Origin of the sequence: Ensifer sp. Root127 (genome assembly GCF_001425225.1) — a bacterium.
In the GTDB taxonomy this organism is placed as follows: domain Bacteria; phylum Pseudomonadota; class Alphaproteobacteria; order Rhizobiales; family Rhizobiaceae; genus Ensifer; species Ensifer canadensis.
On sequence record NZ_LMDX01000030.1, the window covers coordinates 1 to 15,186 of the forward strand.

At 61.2% G+C, this 15,186-nt stretch carries 13 protein-coding genes; 2 read left to right on the forward strand and 11 right to left on the reverse strand.

The window, feature by feature from the left end; all coding sequences use genetic code 11:
* Positions 1-113: 113 nt before the first annotated feature.
* The 4 genes from ASD03_RS26845 to ASD03_RS26860 are packed head-to-tail and all read right to left on the reverse strand — an operon-like array spanning position 114 to position 4,048.
* A complete protein-coding gene (locus tag ASD03_RS26845) occupies positions 114-971 on the reverse strand; it encodes a sugar phosphate isomerase/epimerase family protein (RefSeq protein ID WP_057217514.1) in 858 nt (285 codons plus the stop codon).
* A gap of 1 nt (position 972) precedes the next feature.
* Positions 973-2,121 carry a dihydrodipicolinate synthase family protein gene (locus tag ASD03_RS26850; protein ID WP_057217517.1) on the reverse strand — a complete coding sequence of 383 codons (1,149 nt, stop codon included), beginning with the start codon at positions 2,119-2,121 and terminating at the stop codon, positions 973-975.
* Positions 2,122-2,129: 8 nt separating this feature from the next.
* A complete protein-coding gene (locus tag ASD03_RS26855; RefSeq protein WP_199197104.1) occupies positions 2,130-2,909 on the reverse strand; it encodes a 3-ketoacyl-ACP reductase in 780 nt (259 codons plus the stop codon).
* Entirely contained in the window at positions 2,906-4,048 is a 1,143-nt protein-coding gene (locus ASD03_RS26860) for an acyl-CoA dehydrogenase family protein (protein WP_057217522.1), read from the reverse strand. Before ASD03_RS26860 ends, ASD03_RS26855 begins: the two co-directional genes overlap by 4 nt.
* A gap of 155 nt (positions 4,049-4,203) precedes the next feature.
* Between ASD03_RS26860 and ASD03_RS26865 the strand changes: the two genes are divergently transcribed.
* Complete coding sequence (locus ASD03_RS26865) at positions 4,204-5,226, forward strand: aldo/keto reductase (protein ID WP_057217524.1); 1,023 nt, start codon at positions 4,204-4,206, stop codon at positions 5,224-5,226.
* Positions 5,227-5,303: 77 nt separating this feature from the next.
* On the opposite strand, the gene ASD03_RS26870 is transcribed toward ASD03_RS26865, so the two are convergent.
* The 3 genes from ASD03_RS26870 to ASD03_RS26880 all read right to left on the reverse strand — a co-directional run bounded on the left by ASD03_RS26870 (position 5,304) and on the right by ASD03_RS26880 (position 9,019).
* The gene (locus tag ASD03_RS26870) at positions 5,304-6,563 is read right to left on the reverse strand and encodes a glycerate kinase (protein ID WP_057217526.1); all 1,260 of its coding nucleotides are present in this window, start codon (positions 6,561-6,563) and stop codon (positions 5,304-5,306) included.
* 102 nt (positions 6,564-6,665) lie between these two features.
* A complete protein-coding gene (locus ASD03_RS26875) occupies positions 6,666-7,451 on the reverse strand; it encodes an enoyl-CoA hydratase/isomerase family protein (RefSeq protein WP_057217528.1) in 786 nt (261 codons plus the stop codon).
* The gene (locus ASD03_RS26880; protein WP_057217530.1) at positions 7,448-9,019 is read right to left on the reverse strand and encodes an acyl CoA:acetate/3-ketoacid CoA transferase; all 1,572 of its coding nucleotides are present in this window, start codon (positions 9,017-9,019) and stop codon (positions 7,448-7,450) included. Before ASD03_RS26880 ends, ASD03_RS26875 begins: the two co-directional genes overlap by 4 nt.
* A 133-nt stretch (positions 9,020-9,152) precedes the next feature.
* On the opposite strand from ASD03_RS26880, the gene ASD03_RS26885 reads away from it, so the two are divergent.
* Positions 9,153-9,971 carry an aldo/keto reductase gene (locus tag ASD03_RS26885; protein ID WP_057217533.1) on the forward strand — a complete coding sequence of 273 codons (819 nt, stop codon included), beginning with the start codon at positions 9,153-9,155 and terminating at the stop codon, positions 9,969-9,971.
* Positions 9,972-10,019: 48 nt separating this feature from the next.
* Here the strand turns inward: ASD03_RS26885 and ASD03_RS26890 are convergent, their stop codons facing one another.
* The 4 genes from ASD03_RS26890 to ASD03_RS26905 all read right to left on the reverse strand — a co-directional run bounded on the left by ASD03_RS26890 (position 10,020) and on the right by ASD03_RS26905 (position 15,181).
* On the reverse strand, positions 10,020-11,615 hold the full coding sequence (locus tag ASD03_RS26890; RefSeq protein ID WP_057217584.1) for a GMC family oxidoreductase N-terminal domain-containing protein: 1,596 nt from the start codon (positions 11,613-11,615) through the stop codon (positions 10,020-10,022).
* Positions 11,615-13,111, reverse strand: a complete 1,497-nt coding sequence (locus ASD03_RS26895; RefSeq protein WP_057217535.1) for an aldehyde dehydrogenase family protein — start codon at positions 13,109-13,111, stop codon at positions 11,615-11,617. Before ASD03_RS26895 ends, ASD03_RS26890 begins: the two co-directional genes overlap by 1 nt.
* 87 nt (positions 13,112-13,198) lie before the next feature.
* Positions 13,199-14,230: an alcohol dehydrogenase catalytic domain-containing protein gene (locus ASD03_RS26900; protein WP_057217537.1), complete on the reverse strand. Its 1,032-nt coding sequence runs from the start codon at positions 14,228-14,230 to the stop codon at positions 13,199-13,201.
* 9 nt (positions 14,231-14,239) lie between these two features.
* Positions 14,240-15,181, reverse strand: coding sequence for an ABC transporter permease (locus ASD03_RS26905; protein WP_057217540.1), 942 nt, complete (start codon positions 15,179-15,181; stop codon positions 14,240-14,242).
* Positions 15,182-15,186 lie beyond the last annotated feature (5 nt).

Genomic DNA, 15,186 nt, shown 5'->3' on the forward strand with positions numbered 1-15,186 from the left:
CTTCACGTTGGCAAGCTCGACACCCGAGCCGTCAGCCTTCACCCGGATCTTGACGTTGTAGTCAACCACCCGCTTAACCGTCACAAGTATTTTCATGGCAATCTCTCCAGGCATCAGCAGACAGTGCAGAAGCGTTCGACCATGACGTCGAGCACCTCGCCGGGATCGCGCTTCCACCAATTGTTCGCCGAGAAAATCTCCACCTCACAAGGACCCGAATAGCCAGCCCCTTCCACCGCCTTGCGCAAAGCCTTGAGGTCCGCGACGCCGTCGCCCATCATCCCGCGGTCGAGAAGCACGTCGGTGGTGTCGGCAAGCCAATCACAGAGATGAAAGCCGAAGATGCGGTCGGCGCCGGCCCGCTGCAATTGTGCGGCAACGTCCGTGTCCCACCAAACATGATAGACGTCGACCGCGACGCCGACGTTCGGCGCGGCAATCGCGTCGCAGAGATCGATGGCGTCACGAAGCGTCGTCAGGCAGGAGCGGTTCCCGGCATAGACCGGATTGAGTGGCTCAAGCGCCAGCCTGATGCCGTGTGCTGCAGCGTAGGGGGCGGCCTCCGCGACACGGTCAGCGACGATCTTGAGACTTTCCTCGACACCCTTGGTGCCTGGCTCAACGCCGCCCACGACAATGGTCAAGACTTTGGCGCGCAGAGCTGCCGCCATGTCAATCGAGGCCTCGAAGTCATCCATGACCGCGCGCGCATCACTCGCCAGCGAGCCGACGAGAAAGGGCGTTCTGCAGAGACCTGCGACCGTCATGCCGGCAGCACGGACCCGCTCTCCGATCTGGAACGCTTGCGATCCTATTTCGCGGCGCCAGAAAACGACCGCGCCGAGACCGCGCTCGGCGCAGGCGTCAATGATCCGTTCCGCAGACCATCCCGCGCCGTAGCCTTCGAGATTGTGGCCGAGGCTTGCAGTGTTGAGAGCCAGCGCCCTGTGATCATTGGCAAAGTTCCTCATCTCAGGCTCCGTAAAATGCGAGCAGCCGCTTCATCCGGTTGACGGCCATTTCGGGCTCGCGCAGCAGGCCGCATGCATCTGCCAGCCGGAAAACTTCGGTAAAGTAAGGCAAGGGCCGCATCGCCTGCGCACCGTTCAGCATGACGAAGTGGTCCTGGAATCCGTTGAGCCAAGCGAGAAACACGACGCCTGTCTTGTAGTACTGCGTCGGCGCACGGAAGATCAGCCTCGCCAGTGGCACTGTCGGATCCAGGGTGGCTCGAAACGCGGACGTGTCGCCGTCGCCCAGGCTCTTCACCGCAAATGCCGCAGCGGGTGCGAGCGGATCGAATATGCCCAGCAGTGCATGCGAAAAGCCCTCGGCGTCACCTTCGATCAATTCGGGGTAATTGAAGTCATCGCCCGTATACATCTTCACACCGGCCGGCAGGAGCCGGCGCATGTCGATCTCCTTCTGCTTGTCGAGAAGCGAGATCTTTATGCCATCGACCTTTGAGGCGTTCTCGTTGATGACGGCAAGCGCAACCGGCATGGCCTTTGCGAAATCCTTCGATCCCCAGTAGCCAGCAAGCTGCGGGTCGAACATTTCGCCCAGCCAATGAAGGATGACGGGCTGGTCGCAGGCGCCTAGCACATCGGAATAGACTTTGACGTAGTCTTCGGGCGTCTTGGCCGCCTTCACCAATGCTCTCGATGCCATCAGGATGACGCGTCCACCGACCTTCTGGATGGCCTCGAGTTGGTCGAGATAGGCCCGCCTGACATCATCAAGCGTATAGGACGCTGCCTGATCCAGATGGTCTGTGCCGCAACCGTTTGCGACCAGGGCATCCGGTATTTCGACCTTCGTGCGGCGGATCAGTTCCAGTGCGCCGGGCCAGTCCAACCCCATCCCTCGCTGGGCGGTATCCATGGCTTCGGCGATCCCAAGGCCGAGCCCGGCGAGATATCGGCGAAACGCCATGGTCTTTTCCCAATCGATCGTCGCGCGTCCCGACGGGTCATTGGCGGTGAAGGGATCAGCGACCACGTGGGCGGCGGAATAGACCACCCGGGCAGGGTTATTGCCGAGCACGGCCTGAGCGATGGGACGACCTGTCAGCGAGTAATCGGTCAGCCTGCCATTCGTATCGGGAAGCGCTATCTTCATGATGAACCTCAGAAGCGGGGAACCAGCATCCCGGCGTCCGCCGAGATCACCTGTCCGGTTGTGTAGGGAAATTTGCCGGTCGCCAGTGACGCAATGATCGCCCCCATCTCTTCGGGTTTACCGAGGCGCGGAAACAGGGTCAGGCCCTGCTCGGCCCGCTCGCGATAGGTATCGATGACTGGTGCCGTCATGTCGGTGGCAATCAGTCCCGGCTGCACGTCGTAAACTGCGATGTTTTCGGGTCCTAGCCGCACGGCGAGCGTCTTGGAGATCATCGCTGCTGCTGATTTCGAGGCGCAGTACTCCGAGCGTTGAACGGCGACCGCGACCGCGTTCGACGATGTCACGTTGACGATCGAATGAAACATCCGAGACCGTTGACGAGACAACAGCCGGCGAGCAAAGGCCTGACTGAGGAAGAACATGGCCTTGGCATTGACGTCGATGCAGCGATCCCAGCTCTCCTGTGAAACATCAAGCAGGTCGCCGCGCTGCAATACCCCAACGCCCGCATTGTTGACGAGGGTCGTCAAAGGGCCGAGTTGCGCCTCGATATTTGCCAGGACATTCTCGTGGGCCGCAAAGTTTGTGACGTCGAGGGGAGTGGCCATCACTGGATTGCCATGCGCGGCAACGCGAGCAACCGCCGCGGCAAGTTCGCGATCATCGCCGCGACCGTTGACCGCCACTGCGAAACCTTCCTTCGCCAATGCCTCCGCAGCAGCCAGACCGATACCGCGCGACGAGCCGGTAACCAGCGCCACCGGGCGCATATCAGTCCCAGTCATGCGCGTGCTCCCTTTTTCAGAAGTTCGCGCGCAATGATCATGCGCTGGATCTGATTGGTACCCTCGTAGATCTGGGTGATCTTCGCATCGCGATAGAGGCGTTCGACTTCGAAGCCGCGAATATAGCCCGAACCGCCAAAGACCTGCACGGCGTCTGCCGTGCGCTGAACGGCCATGTCGCCGGCAAAGCATTTGGCAATCGAGCAAGCCTTGGTCGCGTCCGCGCCGGCATCAATCTTGGATGCGGCCGAATGAACCAAGAGCCGCGCCGCCTCGATGTCCTTTGCCATGTCTGCCAAAAGCCACTGTACGCCCTGGAAGTCGGCGATGGATTTGCCGAACTGTTTGCGGGTACCGGCGTAGTCGACGGCAGCCTCAAGGCCGGCTTGCCCAATGCCGACGGCTAAGGCTGCGATACCGACGCGCCCCTTGTCGAGAACGGACATCATCATGTGGAAACCACGACCTGCCTCGCCCAGAAGCGCATCCGCCGAAAGGCTCACATCCGTAAACGTCAGCGCGCCGACCTGGCTTGCCCGCTGACCCATCTTGTGCTCCTTCGGCCCTCTCTCGACACCCGCGGCGTGCAGATCGACGACAAATATCGACATGCCGCGATTGCCCGCTTCCTTGTCGGTTCTCGCGAGCACGAAGCCGACGTCTGCGACCGGAGCATTGTGTATCCAGATCTTGCCGCCGTTCAGACGCCAGCCGTTGCCGTCGCGCGTCGCCGTCGTGCGAATACCCGAAACATCAGTGCCGGCCTCCGGCTCGGTGATGCAGTAGGCAACCTTGGTCTGCATGCTCAAAACGGCTGGCAGCATCTTTTGCTGGGTCACTGTTCCGTGGCGCACCAATAGCGTGGAAATGAGCTCAATCAGGCCGCATTGATCGGCGACCGAGGCGTAGCCGCGGCTGAGTTCCTCCATCACCACGGCATAGGTCAAGGTGTCGAATCCCGGCCCGCCGAGCGCTTCGGGAACACCAATTCCGAACAGGCCGAGCTTGCCCATTTCATCATAGAGGTCGGCCGGGAATCGCTCCTCGCGATCGAGTTGCTCCGCCATCGGCCGGATCACTTCGTCGGCGAAGGCGCGGGCCATCTCGCGCACTTGGTCCTGCGTTTCGCTCAGATACATGTTCTCCATCCCGCTAGTAGTAACTATCTAGTTACATACTGCCGCGAACTCCTTTCCGTCAAGTCAGAAAATTTTTCGACGTTGCTTCAACCGGCTTGCGCCGGTCCTCCGGGCGTGGTTACAATTCACCATTCAGTTACTTAAGGAGGATCAGCATGCACCCCGGAAAAAAGCGCAAACTCGGTCGGATCGACATCAACGTGACCACCTTCGGTTTCGGAACGGCGCCACTTGGCAACATCTTTCGCCCCATCAACGAGCCGACCGCCGAGGCGATGTTCGACACGGCCTGGAACGCCGGCGTCCGGTTTTACGATACCGCGCCGATGTACGGTCATGGGCTTGCCGAACTGCGAACGGGTTACAGTTTGCGCTGGAAGAACAGGGACGACTTCGTCCTTTCCTCCAAGGTCGGCCGCCGGCTGAAGCCAGCTAAGCGGGAGACGATCGATTTCACGCCCTGGGTCGACGCCGCTCCCTTTGAGATGGATTTCGACTACAGTTACGACGGGACGATGCGGGCGTTCGAGGACAGCCTCCAGCGCATGGGCCTCGAAAGGATGGACGTCTGCTTCATCCATGACATCGACGTCTTCACACGAGGAAACGATCAGCCGGAGGTTTTCAAACAAGCCATGGACGGCGCATGGCGTGCCCTCGAGAAGTTGAGGGATGAGGGGACGATCAAGGCGATCGGCGTCGGCGTCAACGAATGGGAAGTCTGCCTTGAAGCCTTGAAACAGAGGGATTTCGACTGCTTCCTTCTGGCCGGCCGCTACACCCTTCTCGAGCAGGATTCGCTCGATGCCTTCCTGCCCCTGTGCGAGGAGCGAGGCGCCGCAGTGATTGTCGGCGGAGGGTTCAATTCAGGCATTCTGGCGACTGGGGCAAAAGAGGGAGCAAAGTATAACTATGCGCCCGCATCGACAGCGATCCTCGACAAGGTCAGCAGGATCGAAGCGGTCTGTAGGGACCACAACGTACCGCTGGCCGCAGCTGCGCTGCAGTTCGTGGCCGCGCATCCGGCCATTCCGTCGTTTATGGCTGGTACGCGGACGGTTGAGCAGTTGAACCAGAACCTGGCCTGGTTTGCGCACCCCATCCCCGCAGACTTCTGGGTCGATCTAAAGGTCAAGGGGCTTTTGCGCGAGGATGCACCGACGCCTGTAGCCGGCTAGTGCGATACGCCTGCCGAAGAGGCCGGCTCCGCCCAGCCTCTTCGGCAATTTGCGTCGGCCCCGTAGAGCCGCCAGGCTCACCTGATCAGGATGGCACGGAAATCGTTGACGTTCGTCCCGGTCGGGCCGGGTACGAACAGGTCCCCCAGACGGTCAAATGCCGTCCAGGCGTCATTGGCGGAAAGCGTGGCGACAGGATCGAGGCCGAGCGCGCGCAGCCGAGCCGCACTCTGTCCATCGGCGAATGCACCAGCATTGTCTTCGGAACCGTCAATACCATCGGTGTCGCCGGCGATGGCAGTGAAGGGGACGCCGTCAGCTGCGATCGCCAAGGCTAGAAGGAACTCGGTGTTGCGTCCGCCCTTCCCATTGCCGCGAAGGGTAACCGTGGTTTCGCCGCCGGACAGGATCAGCACCGGTCGGGTAAACGGCCTGTCGCGCAGGGCAACCTCGCGCGCGATTGCCGCGTGGACCCGGGCGACGTCCCGGGCCTCACCTTCGATCGCGTCCGACAGGATGACTGCTGGGATGCTTTCGGCCTGCGCATGGATTGCAGCGGCTTCGAGAGAGAGCCGTGCCGAGGCGATCACATGCACTTCATGTCCTGCGAAGACATGGTCGCGCCAAAACGGCGCGAGCCCCTGATCGTCTGCGAGCCAATCAGCCACCTTCGGTGGGATGCGGATGCGCCAGGCATCCACCATTACCCGCGCATGGGCGCGATCGGTGGCATCCGGTATCGTCGGCCCCGATGCAACCTGCGCCGGATCGTCCCCCGGCACGTCGGAGACCACGAGGCTGACGACTTTCGCAGGATGGCAGGCGGCTGCAAGACGGCCTCCCTTTATGCCCGACACCTGCTTGCGGATGGCATTCATCACCGAAATCGGTGCGCCGCTCGAAAGCAGGGCCCGGTTCAGCGCCACTTCGTCCTCAAGCGTCAAGCGACCTGGTGGGCACGGAAGAAGCGCCGACCCGCCACCGCACACAAGAGCTACGACAAGATCGTCTTGCGTCAATCCCTCGACCGCCTGAAAAAGCAGCCGCGACGCCTCGAGCCCGGCAAGATCGGGTACCGGATGCGCAGCCTCGACGACGCGGATCCGTTCGCACGGCACGCCATAGCCGTAGCGCGTGACCACCACCCCTTCGACGGGCGCATCCCACAAGCGCTCGAATGCGCGGGCGAGTTGAGCTACTCCCTTGCCGGCCCCGATAACGATCGTGCGTCCGCGCGGTCGTGAAGGAAGATGCGCGCGAAGGGCTGTTTCCGGATCGGCGGCACTAACGGCGACGCTGAATAGGTCGCGAAGCAGTATCCTGTCTTCGGGCGTCATAAAATCTCGTCCATCTCGTTTAAGTTTCCACGTCCGTTGTTTCGACACAACGCCCCGACATGCATCAAGGCGACACTGTGTCGGAGCGTTTTGGCGCTGCCGTCACGGGCGCGCCTTTTGCGCAAAGGACGCCGAACGCTTTTCTCGAAACGCCGCCAGGCCCTCCTGCAATTCCTCAGAGCCTGCGGCGATCTCACCGGCGAAGCTTTCAACGACCCGTTCGTTTTCCTCGCCTTCCGCGGCATTGATCAGCATCTTGGTCAGTTCAACCGCCCGACCCGAGCGACCGATCACCCGTGCCGCGGCCCTCTCGCCCGCAGCCAGCCCCTCGCCGGTCGCAACCACCTGATCGACCAAGCCCAGGTCAAGCGCCTGATCAGCTGTATAGACTTCGCCGAAGAGCGACATCCGTCGCACGATTTGGGCGCCGAAGCGGCGCGCCACACGCTGCGTGCCTGACCAGCCCGGGATGATGCCCAGACCCGGCTCCGGTTGACCGATGCGCACATGGGCTTCGGCAATCCTCAGATCAGCACAGGCCGCCAGCTCCAATCCGCCGCCCAGCGTGTGTCCATTCAGGACCGCGATCAAGGGCACGGAAAGGCGTGCGAGCGCGTCGAAGGCAGCATGGCCGTCGCGCACCCAATGACGCGCAAAAGCCTTCGGCGAGGCGCTGCTCCACGCATCGATATCGCCGCCTGCGCAGAATGATCGGGATCCCTCCCCCGTCAGGATCGCAACCCGCGCGGTGGAACGCTCTATCGCGCGACATATCGGCATCAGCGCATCGACCATATCGGCGTCGAGCGCGTTCAGCTTGTCAGGCCGCCGGATCGTCAGCCAGGCGATATCCCCGGAAATTGCGAGGTCGAGACGCGGGTCGGTCACAGCGCCATCCCCATCGTTGACGCGCGAAACAGTACGTCGTCCATGATCTTCAGCGTGTCGGAAACACGCAGTGGCGTTGTCGCCTGGGCGAGGACATCGCGCTGCAGGTCGATACCGGGCGCGATCTCGGTGATAACCAGCCCATCCGCCTCCAGCCGCATGACACAGCGTTCGGTGACATAAGTGATGTCCTGGCCCTGGGCACGGGCACGCCTGCCCGAAAAGCTGACCTGATCGACCTTGGGAACAATCTTGGCGACCCGTCCTTCCTTGTCGATGACCAGGCGCCCGTCTTCAAGCCGCATCTTGGCGCCGGCGTTGAAATTGCCGGAGAAGACGATCTTTTTCGCTCGTGCCGTGATGTCGACAAAGCCGCCTGCGCCGGCAGTCCGGTGCGGTGTCGCAGCCAGGCGGCTGACATTCACGGAACCCTCGGCGTCGATTTCGAGGAAGGAAAGCAGCGAGCAGTCAAAACCTCCGGCCTGGAAATAGCAGAACTGATGCGGTGATGCGACGAACGCCTCGGCATTGGCGGCACAGCCAAACTTGAAATCGAGCAGAGGAATGCCGCCGACGGCGCCTTGTTCGATGACCCATGTGATCTTGCCGTGATGTCCTTCCTCGATGAGAACACGCGGCACGTTGGCCGAGATACCGAACCCGATATTGACGGCCCAACCCGCTTGTAGTTCCTGCGCGACGCGCCGTGCGATCACCTTGCCCACGTCCAGAGCCGGGATACGGAATGTGTGCAGGGGCCGAAACAGTTCACCTGAAATGGCCGGGTCGTAAGGGGTCGCAGTCGTTTGCAATTGGTCGGGCGCTTCGACGATGACGTCGACGAGGATGCCGGGAACGCGAACGTCGTGTGGACGCAATGTCCCTGTCGCGGCAACCCTGCGGACCTGAGCAATCACCAGTCCGCCGGAATTTCGAGCCGCCAGCGCCATCTCCATCGCACCGAGCGTCGCGCCCTCCTGCTCGAATGTCAGATTTCCATTCTCATCGGCCGTCGTCGCGCGGATGATGGCGACATCGGGATGGATAGCCGGAAAATGCAGCCAGTCCTCGCCAGCAAATTCCACCCGGCTAACCATCGGAGCGCCACGGGCCGTCGCGTTCATCGCGCAGCCTTCCTGGTCCGGATCGACAAACGTATCCATTCCGACCTTGGTCAACACGCCCGGCCGCTTGGCAGCGCCCTCGCGCAGCATGTCGAACACAATGCCCGACGGCACGTTCCAGGCTGCAACTTCCTCCTTCAGGATCATCTGCCAGATCAGGGGTGGCTCGGCGTTGCTCGGTCCGGACGGGTAGGATCCTCCGATGATCCTGGAGAGCATGCCCGGTTTTGCGATGTGATCGACACCTTTTGTGCCAAAGAAGTCGCCGGCTGCGATCGGATGCACAGAGGTCAATCCGCGAGGATGGCCTTCCTGCTCAAAGCGCTCTCCCAGCGCCTTGAGGACCGCATCGGGGCAGCAAAGCCCCGAAGAGGAACTAACCGCAAGCACGGCACCGTCCCTAACCAACCCGGCGGCTTCCGCTGCAGTTTTCACCTTCGACATTGCTGCGCACTCCTTTTGTCGTTGCACTAAGTAACTAACCAGTTATACATTAAACACGACAATGAAGGGCAGGCAAGGGCAATTTGCGCCGTGGCCACAACGGCGCAAAGCCGCAAAACGCGAAGGAGGAGCAATGAACATCTATTTCGAAAAATGCCATCAACGGGGCTTTGGCACCTATCCGCTGAAGGCAGGCGAATTGAAAGCCGCAATCGAGACCGCGCTTGATGTCGGCTACAGGGCTTTCGACACCGCGCAAATGTACGGCAACGAGGCCGATACGGGGCAGGCGCTCCTCGAGGGAGGCGTTGCGCGCGACGAGCTGTGCATCACTTCCAAGGTCCATCCCGACAACTACACCGAGGCGCAGTTCCTCCCCTCGGTCGAAGCGAGCCTGAAGGCGCTCAAGATAGACCAGTTGGATGTTCTCCTCTTGCACTGGCCACCAATCGGCGGCGACGTCGCTCCGTCGTTGCGCCTCCTGCAAAAGGCTCATGTCGCCGGGATGGCGCGCAATATTGGCGTCTCCAACTATACCGCCCGGATGATGCGTGAAGCCAAAGCGATTTCGGAGGTCCCGCTCGTGACCAACCAGGTGGAGTTTCACCCGCTGCTTGATCAGAGGGCGCTTCTGGCTGCAGCGACCGAGACAGGGATCCCGCTTTCGTCCTACGCTTCGGTTGCCCGTGGCGAGGTGTTCAAGCATGCGATCTTTGGGGAGATTGGCGCGACCTATGGAAAATCCGCCGCGCAGATCGCGCTACGCTGGATCCTGCAGAAGGGCGTACCGCTCAACACGATGTCCACCAAGCCGGAGAATATCCGGGCGAACTTCGAGATCATGGACTTTACCTTGTCCTCGATCGATATGGATCGGATCGATTCCATGACGCATACCGGGTATCGCATCATCACCCCGGGCATGTTGCCCTGGGTTCCTGAATGGGACTAACGGAAAGGGCGGCCGCAAGGCCGCCCGTTCCGTTCGCATGAAGTTGCCTCAAGCGTTACCACGGATCAGGTCGGAGGCCTTTTCGCCGATCATGATCGATGCCGCGTTGGTGTTGGAACCGACCAAGCTCGGCATGACCGAACTGTCGCAAATGCGCAGACCATCGAGGCCGTGAACACGCAGCTTGGCATCCACCACTGACATCTCGTCTCGTCCCATCTTGCAGGTACAGGTCGGATGGTAGGATGTGCGCCCGTACTGACGTGCATAGGCCTCGAAATCAGCGGTGGTGCGCACGTTCTGGTCTGGAAAACGCACGGTCCTGATATATTTCTGCAGCGAGGGCTGTGCGAAGATTTCCCGACTGATCCGGATGCCTTCGACGGAGATCCGCAGGTCATCGGCATCACCCAGGAAATTGGGGTCTACGATCGGAAGCGCGCGCGGGTCGGCCGAACGCAAGGCGACTGAACCACGCGATTTCGGACGCACCGTGTAAGAGTTCAACGTGATGCCGGAGGCGCCCTTTCGAACACTCGGCACGCCGGCCTCCGCCCCCGCCCCAGCCAGAAAATGGAACTGAAGATCGGGACAGGGACTGGCCTTGTCGGCATACCAGAACGCACCGCCCTCAACGACATTCGAAGCAACCGGGCCGGACTTGAACAATGCATATTCCAGGCCGGCCCAAAGCATCCAATGCGGCCTGTTGTACTTGTCCAGACTGTCATGTCCCTTGAGTTCGGCAACGATATCGACGCCAAAGTGATCGTGCAGGTTCTCGCCGACACCAGGCATATCCTGGACCACGTCGATACCATGGCCGCGCAAGGCCGCTGCCGGGCCGACGCCGGAAAGCATCATCAATTTGGGTGTGCCGATGGCGCCGGAGGTCACGATGACCTCACTGTCGGCGCGAACGATCCTGGAGGCGCCACCCGTCGCGTATTCGACACCCACGGCGCGTCGCCCTTCAAAAACCACCCGAAGCACCAACGCGCCTGTGACCAGCGTCAGGTTCCGGCGCTTGAGTGCCGGGCGCAGATATCCCACAGCCGCCGAGCAGCGCCGACTGTTGCGGGTCGTAGTCTGGTAAACGCCCGTGCCCTCCTGAACGGGGCCGTTGAAATCCGGATTGTACGGAATTCCGAACTCCTGGCAGCTTTGAACGAAGGCACGCGTCAGAACTTGCGGATTGGCTATGTTCGAGACGCCGAGCGGCCCGTCGGTTCCATGCCATTGTCCCGAGAGGATCGTGTTGCCCTCGGACCGCAAGAAATACTTCTGGATGTCCTTGAAGCCCCAGCCCTCCGCCCCCTCTTCCACCCAGCGGTCGTAATCGCTCGGGTGACCGCGGGTGAATACCTCGGCGTTGATGGAGGATCCGCCGCCGAGTACCTTCGCCTGGGCGTAGGGGATCTCACGGTTGTTAGCATGTATCTGCGGCGCCGTGGTCAGACCCCAGGTCATCGGGCCTGCAGTCATCTTTGCAAAACCGACCGGCATGTGGATCAGCGGATGGCTGTCGCGCCCACCGGCCTCAATGAGGCAGACCCTTGTCGCTGGGTTTTCCGAAAGGCGCGCTGCAAGCACGCAGCCCGACGAGCCGCCTCCGACGATCACATAGTCAAATCCTTGCACCATCATGCGATCCAGTGTGAGCGTTTGCCGATCTCGACGTGAACGGATTTGACCTGGGTGTACTCCTCCACGCCATAGGTGCCCGCCTCGCGTCCCCATCCGGACTGCTTGAAGCCGCCCAGCGGCATCTCCGGCCCACCTGCCATGATCGTGTTGACCCAGAAACGACCGGCGCGAACGCGGCGGGTGACCGTCAATGCCTTGTCTATGTTCTTGGTCCACACGCTGGCAGCGAGGCCATAGACAGTGTCGTTGGCCAACTCGATCGCCTGTTCGATCGTGTCGAACGACATCGAGCAGAGGACGGGCCCGAAGATCTCGTCCCGGGCGATCGCCATGTCAGGGGAAACCCCGGTGAACAGCGTCGGTGCGATATATTGGCCCTTGCCGAGATCAATGGCCTGGCCGCCTGTAACGAGCTGTGCGCCTTCCGCCTTGCCCTTGGCGATATAATCCAGAATGGTCGTGTTCTGCTGGTCGGTGGTAATCGCTCCGACCTGGGTAGCCTCATCGAGAGGATCGCCGACGCGTATCCGCGCCATCTTTTCGGCGAGAAGCTTTTCGAATTCCGCGGCCACTGAGCGTTCGACGATGAGCCGCGAAGACGAGACGCAGCACTGCCCAGTGTTGAAGCTGATGCCGAATGCCGCCCCGTCCGCCGCATCTTCGAGATCCGAATCCGCAAAAACGATGATCGGGTTCTTGCCTCCCAGTTCCAGTCCGAGCTTCTTGAAGTTGCTGTCGGCGGCCGCGTGAACGCACGAGCGCCCGACTGCGGTGGAGCCGGTGAAGGACAGCATGTCCACATCAGGGTGTTCCGTCAGAGCCTGGCCGATGGTGCGGCCCGAACCGGTGATGACGTTGTAGACGCCATCAGGCAGTCCCGCCTCGGCGAGCACCTCGGCAAGGATGAGCGTGGTCGCGGACGTCACCTCCGAAGGCTTGACCACCATCGTGCAGCCTGAGGCAAGGATGAAGGGCACGCGTTCGCAAAGAATGAGGAATGGAAAGTTCCACGGGGTAATGAGACCCACGACACCGATCGGTTCGCGAAGAACCATGCCGAATAGTCCGTCGCCCAGCGAATTGTAGCTGTCGCCGTGCAAGAGCCGAGCGGCACCGGCGCCGACTTCAAAGCAGGCGATGCAATGATCAATCTCTCCGCGCGCCTGGGCGATCGGTTTGCCATTCTCCAATGTTTCAAAGTAGGCGATCTCATCCCGGCGTTGCCGCAGAATCTCGGCAACACGCAAAAGGACTGCCCCACGGGCGGCCCCCGAAAGGCCGGACCAACGGCGATCCTCGAAAGCCCGGCGAGCGGAGGCAACAGCTGCGTTCAAATCTTCCGGAGTGCATTTCGCGGTGCGCGTGGCTGGAACGCCATGGCCAGGCGACAGGCGCTCGAACTGGTCACGGCTCTCATGCCACCGTCCATCCACGAAGAAGCCAAATTCACGCGGGGCCTTTGGCGGGAGAAGGTAGTTTTTGACTTGGTCCATGGGATGCCTCCACTCTGAGATTCCGTATCCATCAGGCGATGGATTAGTAACTGAACAGTTATGCGCGATCTAGCAACGCCTGCGCGATCACGCCATCACAATTTGGGTCTTGAGGTGATGGGACCGATTGGCGAGCGTATCGAACGCCTCCTGGATTCGATCCAACGGATAGTCGGCGCCGGTGAAGTCCTTCGTCTCGAACCGACCGTGTGCAAGGAGCGTCAACGCGTCATGCATGTCCTCGCCCATGCCAGCGACCGATCCCTTCAAACCGCCCTCTTCAAGCACGGTCTTCAGGATATCGACCGGCACCGTCTCGCCAGGCGCTGTGATCCCGAAAAAGGCGACATGGCCACCACGACGAGACAGTTCAAACGCCTGGCCATAGAGCGCCTTGCTACCAACGCTTTCAATGACGATATCGGCGCCTCGTCCGTCGGTCATGGCCATCACCGTCGCCTTGAGAGTGGTGGGGTCCGACACGGCCGCGTCCGCTCCCGCCTCCAGTGCCATTCGGCAGCGGTCAGTCGACAGATCTGTAACAATGATTGGAGCGGCACCCACCAGGCGCATCATCTGAACGTGCAGATTGCCGATCGGGCCTGCTCCGAAAACGACGACCGATTGCCCAAATGTCACATTCGCCTTGCGCGCCGCACGCACAACGCATGCGACCGGCTCGGTCAAGGCGAGTACGGCATCAGGCACGGTGTCGGGAACCGGTATGACGAGGCGCGCCGGGATGGCCACATACTCGGCAAAGGCGCCATCGCGACCAATGCCGACCTGGACAACCTCGGCGCAGTTGAGGACCTCGTTGCGGCGGCACCAATAGCAGGTGCCGCAACCGATATTGATGTCCACGACCACGCGCATGTCACGCTGCAGATGGCGAACGCTCCCGCCGAAGTCGGCGACCGTGCCGCAGAACTCGTGGCCTGGAACAAGTGGTAGCCGGTCGGCGGCATAATGGCCGTTGAAGATATGGACGTCGGTCCCACATATGCCTGTCCGCGTCACACGGATAAGGGCATCATCGGGGCCGATCGACGGAACTTCGACCGCAATTATCTCGAAACGGCGCGGTTCGACCAGAACCGCGGCTTGCATCTTGCCCATCGCCGCCTCCTATTTCACCGTGCGCAACTTGGCGCGATCGATCGTGAGTGCGATCGCGACAATGAGAACGATGCCGAAAACCATCTGCTGCTGTGTTGCGTCTATCTCGAAATAGAGCATGGAGGCGCGGATGACGGCGACAATCAGCGTTCCGATGACCGTGTTGAGAACGCCTCCGACACCCCCGGTCAGGGGCGTACCACCGACCAAAACCGCAACGATTGCCGGCAGCAGGAACCCGTTCGCAATCGTCGGCGCGCCGCCTGAAAGCTTGACGGCAAAGAGCAGTCCGGCAATCGCCGCCAGTGCCCCTGATATTGCAAAGGCAAGGATCTTGTAGCGTGCCACGTTGAGCCCGGAGGCCGCAGCCGCCAGTTCGCCGGCGCCGACTGCTTTCAGCGCCCGGCCGAGCGTCGTGCGGCGTTCGATAAATAGGCAGATGCAAAGCAGCACGGCCGAGATCAAGAGTTCGTTCGGCACGCCCCATGTACGACCGATCATCCAGCCGAAGGTCTCGTTTCGCTGGGTCGCGTCCATGTTGAGCGCGCGCTGCCCGGAAAGCCATTGCGCGACCGAGAACGCCACGCCGCCGACTGCAAGAGTGGAGATGAACGACGGAACATAGAGCCGCGTCGTCACATACCCCGACAATGTGCCCAGCAGGAAGCCTGCGGCAACGCAGGCGACAGCGACCCAGGCGCCCATGGAGGCAAGGTAGACCGATGCAATGACGGTCACCATGTTCGCCATCGACTGGGCGGACAGATCTATCCCGCCGATATAAATGGCAAAGGTCAGTCCGAGTGCCATGATGAACAGCGGCACGATATCACCCGCCAGGCTCATGAGATTGGCTGGCTTCAGGAAGCCCGGGTGGGTAACGCCGACGAGGGCGACGAGCACCAGCAGCGTTATCCAGGGAAGATGCGGTTTGAGACGCTGAATGTCCATGTTTC

Excerpts from the sequence above, each read along its gene's own strand:
- ASD03_RS26905 (WP_057217540.1), bottom strand. The coding sequence starts at position 15,181 with ATGGACATTCAGCGTCTCAAACCGCATCTTCCCTGGATAACGCTGCTG.
- ASD03_RS26860 (WP_057217522.1), bottom strand. The coding sequence starts at position 4,048 with ATGTATCTGAGCGAAACGCAGGACCAAGTGCGCGAGATGGCCCGCGCC.
- ASD03_RS26865 (WP_057217524.1), top strand. The coding sequence starts at position 4,204 with ATGCACCCCGGAAAAAAGCGCAAACTCGGTCGGATCGACATCAACGTG.
- ASD03_RS26845 (WP_057217514.1), bottom strand. The coding sequence starts at position 971 with ATGAGGAACTTTGCCAATGATCACAGGGCGCTGGCTCTCAACACTGCA.
- ASD03_RS26870 (WP_057217526.1), bottom strand. The coding sequence starts at position 6,563 with ATGACGCCCGAAGACAGGATACTGCTTCGCGACCTATTCAGCGTCGCC.
- ASD03_RS26850 (WP_057217517.1), bottom strand. The coding sequence starts at position 2,121 with ATGAAGATAGCGCTTCCCGATACGAATGGCAGGCTGACCGATTACTCG.
- ASD03_RS26885 (WP_057217533.1), top strand. The coding sequence starts at position 9,153 with ATGAACATCTATTTCGAAAAATGCCATCAACGGGGCTTTGGCACCTAT.
- ASD03_RS26895 (WP_057217535.1), bottom strand. The coding sequence starts at position 13,111 with ATGGACCAAGTCAAAAACTACCTTCTCCCGCCAAAGGCCCCGCGTGAA.
- ASD03_RS26880 (WP_057217530.1), bottom strand. The coding sequence starts at position 9,019 with ATGTCGAAGGTGAAAACTGCAGCGGAAGCCGCCGGGTTGGTTAGGGAC.
- ASD03_RS26900 (WP_057217537.1), bottom strand. The coding sequence starts at position 14,230 with ATGGGCAAGATGCAAGCCGCGGTTCTGGTCGAACCGCGCCGTTTCGAG.
- ASD03_RS26855 (WP_199197104.1), bottom strand. The coding sequence starts at position 2,909 with ATGACTGGGACTGATATGCGCCCGGTGGCGCTGGTTACCGGCTCGTCG.
- ASD03_RS26890 (WP_057217584.1), bottom strand. The coding sequence starts at position 11,615 with ATGGTGCAAGGATTTGACTATGTGATCGTCGGAGGCGGCTCGTCGGGC.